Here is a 9752-nt window from a genome sequence, read left to right on the forward strand (position 1 = left end):
AGGATCCGTCCCATGACCCGCATCGACAACGCCCGCGTGATCCGCGCCGCCCACGGCACCGACCTGTCGGCCAAGAGCTGGCTGACCGAGGCGCCCCTGCGCATGCTGATGAACAACCTCGATCCCGATGTCGCCGAGAGGCCGGGCGAGCTCGTCGTCTATGGCGGCATCGGCCGCGCCGCGCGCGACTGGGACAGCTTCGACCGCATCGTCGCCGCGCTCAAGAACCTCGAAGCCGACGAGACGCTCCTCGTGCAATCGGGCAAGCCGGTCGGCGTGTTCCGCACCCATGCGGATGCCCCGCGCGTTCTGATCGCCAATTCCAATCTCGTGCCGCACTGGGCCACCTGGGACAAGTTCCATGAGCTCGATCGCAAGGGGCTCATGATGTACGGCCAGATGACGGCCGGCTCCTGGATCTATATCGGCACGCAGGGCATCGTGCAGGGCACCTACGAGACCTTCGTGGAGGTGGGCCGCCAGCACTACAACGGCGATCTCTCCGGCCGCTGGATCCTCACCGGCGGACTCGGCGGCATGGGCGGCGCGCAGCCGCTCGCCGCCACCATGGCGGGCGCCTCCTGCCTCGCCGTCGAATGCCAGCCGAGCCGCATCGAGATGCGCCTGCGCACCGGCTATCTCGACCGCCGCGCAGACACCCTCGACGAAGCGCTGAGCCTCATCGAGCAGTCCTGCCGCGACAGGAAGCCGGTCTCCGTCGGCCTTCTCGGCAATGCCGCCGAGATCTTCCCGGAGATCTACCGGCGCGGCATCCGTCCCGACGCGGTGACGGACCAGACCTCGGCGCATGACCCGATCAACGGCTACCTGCCGAAGGGCTGGACCCTGGCCGAATGGGAAGCCAAGCGCGAGAGCGATCCCAAGGCCGTGGAGCATGCCGCCAAGCACTCCATGGCCGAGCATGTGCGCGCCATGCTGGACTTCTACAAGGCGGGCGTTCCGACTCTGGATTACGGCAACAACATCCGACAGATGGCGAAAGAGGAAGGCGTCGACAACGCCTTCGACTTCCCGGGATTCGTGCCGGCCTATATCCGCCCGCTCTTCTGCCGCGGCATCGGACCGTTCCGCTGGGCCGCGCTCTCGGGCGACCCGGAGGACATCTACAGGACCGACGCCAAGGTGAAGGAGCTGCTGCCGGACAACAAGCACCTGCACAACTGGCTCGACATGGCGAAGGAGCGCATCAAGTTTCAGGGCCTGCCCGCGCGCATCTGCTGGGTCGGCCTAGGCGACCGCAACCGCCTGGGACTCGCCTTCAACGAGATGGTCGCCAAGGGCGAGCTGAAGGCCCCCATCGTGATCGGTCGCGACCATCTCGATTCCGGATCGGTCGCGAGCCCCAACCGTGAGACGGAGGCCATGAAGGACGGCTCGGACGCGGTGTCCGACTGGCCGCTCCTCAACGCCCTGCTCAATTGCGCGTCCGGCGCCACGTGGGTGTCGCTGCACCATGGCGGCGGCGTCGGCATGGGCTTCTCGCAGCATTCCGGCATGGTGATCGTCTGCGACGGCACGCCGGAAGCCGCCCGGCGCATCGAGCGCGTGCTCTGGAACGATCCGGCGACCGGCGTGATGCGCCACGCGGATGCGGGCTACGACATCGCCATCGACTGTGCCCGCGAGCACGGCCTCAACCTGCCGAGCCTGCGCTGATGCGCTCGCGCGTCATCCGGAACGACGATCTCGTCCGGGTTCCCTGGAAGAACGGCGGCGGCACCACCGCGGAGGTCGCCGCCTTTCCGGAGGGCTCGACCTTCGAGACCTTCGGCTGGCGCATCAGCATGGCCGACGTAGCCTCGGACGGTCCGTTCTCCCTCTTCCCGGGGATCGACCGCACGCTGATCGTGGTCGAGGGCGACGGCATCGAGCTCGATGTGGAAGGCATCGCCTATCCCTTGGACCGCGCGTCTCCCAAGCTCTCCTTCTCGGGCGACGACATCACCACAGGGCGCCTTCTCTCCGGGCCGATCCGCGATCTCAACGTGATGACCCGGCGCGGGCAGTTCCGGCACCGGACGCGCTTCGTCGAATCCGGCGTGGCTCTGCTGGCGGAGGAGACCGACGTCGCGTTCCTCGTCCCGCTCGACGGCCCCTTCGACGTGACGCTCGATTCGACGATCCATTCGCTCGAAGCGCTCGACACGCTGATGCTGGATGCCACGCAGGAGTTGATCCTTTTGTCCGGCACCGGCCGTGCGATCCTCATTGAGATCGCGCCTGATCACCCCTGAAAGTCTGGCTCATAGAGCGATGTGGGAGCTCTCCTCCCCCACAGGCCTCGGGCTTGCCCGAGACCTGTCTTGCTCCGGCGCAAGTCGGGAACACCCGACTTGCGATGGGGTGGAGGTGGGGGTGCCGGCGCCACACCTGGAGAGGCTGGCGCCCCCACCCCGGCTGCTTCGCAGCCCCCCTCCTCACAAGGGGGAGGGAAAGGCGCACCGCTTTATGAGCCAGACTCCAGATGAGGGCTCAAGGAAAGCACTGTTCCCGGCCGGACGCTAAGGAGCGCAACTTTTAACGCGAAATGCCCAAAACAACGGCAGGTCAAAATGTCTATACATTTGACATTGACGCTCCGTCATGGTGCCATTCGCCCGCTCGCACAGGAGCGCCGGCGGAGAAGCAAGAACTTCCAGGAAAACGGCCGGCGGAACGAGCCAGGGAATTGGACAGGACGGAGGCAGCAATGAAGGCGGTATTGGGTGGTTTGGCCGTGTTGGCGCTGGCGGCGGGTTCCGCCTCGGCGCAGGAGACGAAGGTGGCCATCGGCATCTCGGGCTGGACGGGCTTCGCGCCCCTGACGCTCGCGAAGGAGGCCGGTATCTTCAAGAAGAACGGTCTCGACGTCACGATCAAGAAGGTCCCGCAGGCGAGCCGTCATCTCGCCATCCAGTCCGGCGACATCCAATGCGCGGCCACGACGGTCGAGACCTGGATCGTGTGGAATGCCAACGGGGTTCCCACCAAGCAGATCTTCCAGCTCGACAAGAGCTACGGCGCGGACGGCATGGTCGTGAAGAACGACATCGCGTCGATCAAGGACATCAAGGGCAAGCAGGTCGCGGCCTCCGCGCCCGGCACGTCGCCCTATTTCGCGCTCTCCTGGATGCTCAAGAAGAACGGCCTCTCCGTGAAGGACGTGACCGTCGTCAACATGGAGCCGGGCCCTGCCGCCCAGGCCTTCATTGCCGGGCAGAACGACGCGGCCATGACCTATGAGCCCTATCTCTCGTCCGTGCGCGCCGCGCCGCAAGCCGGCAAGATCATCGCCACCACGCTCGATTATCCCATGGTGATGGACACCTTCGGCTGCACGCCGAAATTCCTCACGGACAACCCGAAGGCCGCCAAGGCCTTCGCCGACAGCTATTTCGAAGCCCTCGACATGATCGCAAAGGATCAGGCGAAGGCCTACGACATTATGGGTGCGGACGTGAAGCAGACCGGCGAGGCCTTCGGCAAGTCTGCTCAGTTCTTGCGCTGGCAGGACCGCGAAGCGAACAAGAAGTTCTTCGCGAACGAGTTCAAGACCTTCTCGGCGGAAGCTGCCGACCTGCTGCTCGAGACCGGCATCATCAAGCAGAAGCCGGACATGGACGCGCTGGCAGATACCAGCTTCATCCAGTAAGGCACCCCGTGGCCATGGCCCGTACGGGCCATGGCCTCATCTTTTCCTCGAGAACACCATCCGGCACAGACCACACGGATGGAAGAACAGATCCTCCATGCCTCGTCCACTTGAACCCGTCAGCCAGGGCACGCGCGTCACGCTCGGCATCTCCTTCTTCGTCCTCTTCTTCGCAGCCTGGGCCTTCGCGACGTTGGGCGGCTTCGTCTCGCGCACGTTCCTCGCCGACCCGATCACCATGGTTCAGGACGGCTGGCTGCTGCTCACGCGGTTCGGGTTCCTGAACGATATCGGCGTCACGGTCTGGCGCGTGGTCGGCGGGTTCGTCCTTGCCGCTCTCGTGGCCGTGCCTCTCGGCATCATGATGGGGGCCTACAAGTCCTGCGAGGCCTTCCTTGAGCCGTTCGTATCCTTCGCCCGCTACCTGCCGGCCTCCGCCTTCGTGCCGCTTCTCATCCTGTGGGCGGGCATCGGCGAGATGCAGAAGCTCCTGGTGATCTTCATCGGCTCGGTCTTTCAGATCATCCTGATGGTGGCGGTGGCCGTGGGCAACACGCGCCGCGATCTCGTCGAGGCCGCCTATACACTCGGCTCGAAGGACCGGGGCGTGGTCAAGCGCGTGCTCATTCCGGCCAATGCGCCGGAGATCGCCGAGATCCTGCGCCTCGTGCTCGGCTGGGCCTGGACCTACGTGATCGTCGCGGAGCTCATCGGCTCCTCGTCGGGCATCGGCCACATGATCATCGACAGCCAGGCGCTTCTCGCGACGGGCCAGATGATCTTCGGCATCATCGTCATCGGCGTCATCGGCCTCATCTCCGACTTCCTGTTCAAGGCTCTCAACCGTTCGCTCTTCCCCTGGAGGCTTGCATGACCGGCACGATCCTCCAGATCGAGAACGTCTCGCGCGTCTTCCCAGGCGTGCGCGGCGGCGCGCCCGTGCGGGCGCTCGAACCCACGAACCTGCAGGTGGCGCAGAACGATTTCATTACGATCCTCGGGCCGTCGGGCTGCGGGAAATCCACGCTCCTGCGCATCGTGGCGGGGCTGGACCGCCCGAGCGGCGGGCGCGTGATGCTCAACGGCCGCGAGATCAAGGGCCCGGGCGCCGACCGGGGCATGGTGTTCCAGTCCTACACGCTCTTCCCCTGGCTCACGATCGCCGAAAACATCGCCTACGGGCTGCGCGAGAAGGGCATGCCGAAAGCGGAGCGCCAGGAGATCGTCGCGTCCTATACCGAGAAGGTGGGCCTGCGCGGCTTCGAGAACCATTATCCGAAGCAGCTCTCCGGCGGCATGCAGCAGCGCACGGCCATCGCCCGGGCGCTCGCCAACGATCCCGACATCCTGCTCCTCGACGAACCCTTCGGCGCCCTCGACAACCAGACCCGCGGCCTGATGCAGGAACTGCTCCTGGGCATCTGGGAACGCGAGCGCAAGACCGTTCTGTTCGTGACGCACGACATCGAGGAAGCGATCTTCCTCGCCTCCCGCGTCATCGTCATGTCGGCCCGCCCCGGCCGCATCAAAGCCGACATCCCCGTCGACCTGCCGCATCCCCGCCACTACAGGATGAAGACCACGCCCGAGTTCTCGAGCCTGAAGGCCCAGCTGACCGAAGAGATCCGCGTGGAGGCGATGCAAGCGGAAGGGGTGCATTGAAAGGTTCGCGGGCGACCGGACAAGAGACTCCTCGGCGAGACGGAAAACGGCTGTCGCTTCCGAAGAGCGGAGCACCGAACCTGAACGTGGCAGTGCTTCTGGATTTGATACTCCTGCCGCATCTGAACGTCCGAACCAGCAGGTTCCCGCTCAAGGCATAGGATCTCCCCTGGGAGCTAGAAAGTACCAAATTGCAGGGTCTAAATAACATTATAACATTATTTTAGCTTGAAGTGACCAAGTTAGTCACTTAGACATTGTTACATGAAGTCCAGGACCTCAGCTCCTTCGTCGAGTCTCCGCTACGTGCTCCATCTCCGGCCGGCGGATCAGGCGGCCGTAGCGGAAACTCTGACGCAATACGCTGTGATGACGGCCCTCCTGAAAGAGGTCGCCACGCGGGAAGGCATCAGATCCGACGTCGTGCGCCTGCAGAAGCTGTCCTATGAGCGAATTCGCTCCGAAACCCAGCTCCCGGCTCAGATGGTGCTTCTCGGGATCCGCGATTTCGCGGCGCATCGAAGCTCGGGCGATGAACTTCCCGGCATTCCCCTCGACGAGAAGCTCTATGCCGTCAAGGGCCCGATCACCCTGACGCTCTCCACCGTCGGAGGCCGGATCACCGTGCATTACGACGTGGCCGGCTACCTAGATGGCTGGCGCGGTTCCGCCCCTGCCCGCCTCATCCCGACCGACGGAGGCTTCGAGATCGTCGTCGGGGTCAAACCATTTCTTCGTCCACCACAGGAGACATCAATGGCTTATGAAGGCATTCTATCTCGTGTCGGCCGCCTGGTCGCGGGCCTCGCGCATTCGGCGGTCGACAAGGCAGAGCAGAGGGACCCCGTGTCTCGCGTCGAACAGGCCATCCGTGAGATCGATCGCGAGGCGGAGGAGGCCCGCGCCGCTCTCGGCAAGCATACGGCCGAACAGCATCGGCTGGAAAGCCGCAGCCGCGAACTGGATGTGGAGTTTCTGTCCCTCTCGGACAAGATCGCAACAGCCATCCGGCAGGAGCGCGAGGATCTCGCCAAGGCGGGAATCGAACGGCAGATCGATATCGAAGCGCAGATCGCGGCCCTGCAAGTCGCCATTGCCGACGTGAACGAACGGATCCTGGAGGCGCAAGGGGCTGTCCAAGCCGTCATCGCCGCCCGTCGCGAGGGAGAGGCACGGCTTGCGGAGCTGAAGCGCTCCATGGCCCGCGAACAGACGGCCACGGCGCCGGATTTGGGCGCTCCGCGCACGGCATCACCAGCCGACAAGGCCCTGCGGTCCCTGGAAGCGATCTCGCGCGCGACCGGCGTTCCCTCATCGGGCGGTCATCCCCATGCCGCGCAGATGAATGAGCTGGAGCGGCTGCATCGGGACAGGACCGTCGAGGAGCGTCTGGCCGCCTTCAAGACCAAGACCCAGAGCTAGCCGGAGCTCCCGATGGACGCCCTGTTCTCCACCAGCTACCAGCCCTTCACGATCGCGGGTCTCGTCATGACGGGCCTCGTGGCGATCGAGACCCTGTCGTTGATCGCCGGTTTTTCGATCAGCCACTTCATCGAGCAAAGCTTCGACCCGGAATCCTTCAGCGGCCATCACGCCGATGCCGGCACCACGGAAGTTCTGGGCGGGCTAATGGGCTGGATCAATGCAGGGCGCGTTCCTTTCCTGATCTTCATCATCACGTGGCTCGCGGCCTTCGCCGGCGCAGGTTTCATGATACAGACCCTCGCCGCGAGCATCCTGACGGCCCTGCCGGTTCCGGTCGCCAGCCTCATGGCGTTCGTTCTTGCCGCGCCTGCAACGCACTTCACGACCCGCCTCGTCTCCCACATCGTACCGCGCGAGGAAACCTACGCCGTGTCCCATGACGATCTTGTCGGGCGCGTCGCGCAGGTGACATTGGGCCCACTGGACCAGGGGCTCGCCGGGCGCGTCAAGGTTCAGGACAGCCATGGGAACTGGCACTTCCCCATGGCGAAAGCCGCCGCGGGATATCAGCCGCTTCCCGTCGGTGCCCAGGTGCTTCTCGTCGACAGGACCGGCCCGGTCTTCGTCGTCATTCCCGCACCCGAAACACTCAAGACCAACAGCTAAAGCTGATCTCCTGGAGAACTCTCATGATCAACGGCATCATAATTCCGGTTGCCCTCGCCCTCGTCGCCATCATCGGCATCGGTGTGGTGATCGGCATTCTCTACAAGCGCTCGACACGCGATCAGGCGTATGTCCGCACAGGCCTCGGCGGGAAGAAGGTCGTCCTTGACGGCGGTTCCGTCGTTCTTCCTGTCTTTCACTCCATGGCATGGGTCAATCTCAATACGCTCCGGCTCGAGGTTCGCCGCGGCGAGGGCGACGCGCTCATCACCAGGGACCGGATGCGCGTCGATATCGGGGCTGAGTTCTATGTGCGCGTTCGTCCGGAAGCCGACTCGATCGCCCTTGCAGCCCAGACCCTCGGCGACCGCACCAACAACGCCGACGCGTTGCGCCAGCTGATCGAGGCGAAGTTCGTCGACGCACTGCGGTCGGTGGCCGCCACGATGTCGCTGAACGATCTGCAGGAGAAGCGCACCGAATTCGTCAAGGCGGTGCAGGAAACTGTTGCGGCTGATCTCACGTCGAACGGGCTCGAACTGGAGAGCGTTTCGCTGACACGTCTCGACCAGACCGACATAAGCACTTTAATCCGAACAACAGCTTCGATGCGGAAGGCCTGGCGACGCTCACGAAAATCACCGAACAGCGCAAGAAGGAGCGCAACGAGGTGGTCCGCGATACGGAAGTCGCCATCGCGGAGAAGGACCGGGAGGCGCTTCAGCGCAAGCTCGAGATCGACCGAGCCTCGAAGGAGGCGGAACTCACCCAGCAGCGCGACATTGCCAATGCAACGTCGAAGACCCGCGCCGAGCAGGCGGAAAAGGAAGCTGCGGCGCGGCAATCGGAGGAAACAGCAAGGATCGCATCCGAGCTTGCGATCGCCGAGCGCGAGGCCGAAGCCAAGCGCGTCAAGGAGAATGCCAACATCGCGGCGAGCCGGGCCGTTCAGCAGTCCGAACTGGAAGCCAAGCGAGACCTGCAGATCGTAGCGCAGGAGAGCTCCATCGCCGTCGCCAACAAGAGCCGCGAGGAATCCGAGGCCAAGGCGGCCGCCAAGGAGGCGGAAGCCCTCGCGGTCGCAGCCGACGAAAAGGTCTCAACGGCACGAGAGGTCGAGATCGCGGAGCGTCAGAAGCGTATCGCGGTGATCGCCGCGCAGCAGGAGGCGGAAACGGAGGCGACGAACGTGACCGTTGCGGCGCAGGCCGAGAAGGATGCCGCGGAGAACAGGGCTCAGGCCATCAAGACGATCGCACTGGCCAATGCCGACGCCGCCAAAATCGAAGCCGAAGGCATCCGCGAGAAAGGCGCGGCCCAGGCCGAAGCGGAGGCGGCGATGACGGAGGCCCGCAACAAGCTGTCGCCCGCCCTCATCGAGTTCGAACTCACCCGCGAGCGTATTCGCATCATCCCATCCGCTCTCGCGGAGGCGGTGAAGCCCATCGAGAAGATCAAGGACATCCGCATCTTTGACACGGGCGGTTTGGTCAACGGCAAAGCCAATGGCGACGGCGCCGGATTGGGGCTCGGAGACGGGCTGGCCGGCCAGCTCCTGTCGCTTCAGGCGAACAGGCCCATCGTGAACAGCATTCTCGCGGAAGCCGGATTCACAGGCGGAAGCAATGCCCTCGACACGCTCCTCGGCTCGGTCACCGAGAGACCTCCCATCAAGGTCGAAGACGTAGCGACCGGTCCCAAGCGGCCGACGTCATCGAACGATCCGTCCTGATCCTTACACACCGCATCATGGGCCGTCGCATCGCAGGCGACGGCCCATTCGCATCATCGTGGTCGATGTGGGGGATATAAAGGCTCGCTTCACGCAAGCGAGGTGGTATTTGCGGTACTCTTCCGGGTGAATTGACGCTCCCGTCCCGTTCGGGCGACGCTTTGCTTCTCCGAAGTGGGAAGCCGCGATGCTCACACGCCTGTTTGCCGGAACCATCCTGATCGCCAGCGGCATGCCCGCCATGGCGGATATCCTCATCGATCAAGCCATGATCACCGCCGGCGAGTTGCGTGTCATCGGACGGCTGAGCAAGCCGCGCCAAGTGTCGATCTTCCTGGACGAGCGCTTCGAGACGAAGGCGGATGCCAACGGCCGCTTCACCTTCAGGCTCCCCTATCATCCCGCCACCTGCATCGTGAACCTTCAGGCGGAGAGCGAGGAGCGGCAGGCGGTTGTCGGGTTCTGCGGCCAGCGCGGTCCGGAAGCATCGGGCGCGGCCCAGCAGGAAGCGGCTGTTGCCCCAGCGCAGCCCGGACCTGCCGGCCCGCAAGGGGAGCCAGGACGCGATGGACCGCCGGGTCCTCAGGGGCCCGAAGGCCCTCCACATCGTGTAGA

General features: G+C 64.5%; 7 protein-coding genes and 1 pseudogene. All 8 read left to right on the forward strand.

Going from position 1 to position 9752, the window contains the following annotated elements:
* Positions 1–12 precede the first annotated feature (12 nt).
* The 8 genes and pseudogenes from hutU (at position 13) to OC446_RS08175 (ending at position 9137) form a co-directional block, all read left to right on the forward strand.
* Positions 13–1677: a urocanate hydratase gene (gene hutU / locus OC446_RS08140; RefSeq protein WP_262028543.1), complete on the forward strand. Its 1665-nt coding sequence runs from the start codon at positions 13–15 to the stop codon at positions 1675–1677.
* Positions 1677–2255 carry a HutD family protein gene (locus tag OC446_RS08145; RefSeq protein ID WP_262028544.1) on the forward strand — a complete coding sequence of 193 codons (579 nt, stop codon included), beginning with the start codon at positions 1677–1679 and terminating at the stop codon, positions 2253–2255. The genes hutU and OC446_RS08145 overlap by 1 nt, the downstream gene beginning before the upstream one ends.
* Before the next feature lie 455 nt (positions 2256–2710).
* On the forward strand, positions 2711–3652 hold the full coding sequence (locus OC446_RS08150) for an ABC transporter substrate-binding protein (RefSeq protein WP_262028545.1): 942 nt from the start codon (positions 2711–2713) through the stop codon (positions 3650–3652).
* 97 nt (positions 3653–3749) lie between these two features.
* Positions 3750–4526 carry an ABC transporter permease gene (locus OC446_RS08155; RefSeq protein ID WP_262028546.1) on the forward strand — a complete coding sequence of 259 codons (777 nt, stop codon included), beginning with the start codon at positions 3750–3752 and terminating at the stop codon, positions 4524–4526.
* Positions 4523–5314: an ABC transporter ATP-binding protein gene (locus OC446_RS08160; RefSeq protein WP_262028547.1), complete on the forward strand. Its 792-nt coding sequence runs from the start codon at positions 4523–4525 to the stop codon at positions 5312–5314. Before OC446_RS08155 ends, OC446_RS08160 begins: the two co-directional genes overlap by 4 nt.
* Positions 5315–5578: 264 nt before the next feature.
* Positions 5579–6736: a PspA/IM30 family protein gene (locus OC446_RS08165; RefSeq protein WP_262028548.1), complete on the forward strand. Its 1158-nt coding sequence runs from the start codon at positions 5579–5581 to the stop codon at positions 6734–6736.
* A gap of 12 nt (positions 6737–6748) precedes the next feature.
* On the forward strand, positions 6749–7405 hold the full coding sequence (locus OC446_RS08170; RefSeq protein WP_262028549.1) for a YqiJ family protein: 657 nt from the start codon (positions 6749–6751) through the stop codon (positions 7403–7405).
* A 23-nt stretch (positions 7406–7428) separates the two neighbouring features.
* Positions 7429–9137 (forward strand): annotated as a pseudogene (locus OC446_RS08175) (flotillin family protein).
* The last annotated feature ends 615 nt before the right edge of the window (positions 9138–9752 follow it).

The sequence above is a fragment of the Microvirga sp. Mcv34 genome (assembly GCF_024519725.1).
Lineage (GTDB): Bacteria > Pseudomonadota > Alphaproteobacteria > Rhizobiales > Beijerinckiaceae > Microvirga.

Bases quoted from the DNA above. Each gene is read 5' to 3' on its own strand.
- hutU (WP_262028543.1), top strand. From the start codon at position 13: ATGACCCGCATCGACAACGCCCGCGTGATCCGCGCCGCCCACGGCACC.
- OC446_RS08165 (WP_262028548.1), top strand. From the start codon at position 5,579: ATGAAGTCCAGGACCTCAGCTCCTTCGTCGAGTCTCCGCTACGTGCTC.
- OC446_RS08170 (WP_262028549.1), top strand. From the start codon at position 6,749: ATGGACGCCCTGTTCTCCACCAGCTACCAGCCCTTCACGATCGCGGGT.
- OC446_RS08150 (WP_262028545.1), top strand. From the start codon at position 2,711: ATGAAGGCGGTATTGGGTGGTTTGGCCGTGTTGGCGCTGGCGGCGGGT.
- OC446_RS08145 (WP_262028544.1), top strand. From the start codon at position 1,677: ATGCGCTCGCGCGTCATCCGGAACGACGATCTCGTCCGGGTTCCCTGG.
- OC446_RS08160 (WP_262028547.1), top strand. From the start codon at position 4,523: ATGACCGGCACGATCCTCCAGATCGAGAACGTCTCGCGCGTCTTCCCA.
- OC446_RS08155 (WP_262028546.1), top strand. From the start codon at position 3,750: ATGCCTCGTCCACTTGAACCCGTCAGCCAGGGCACGCGCGTCACGCTC.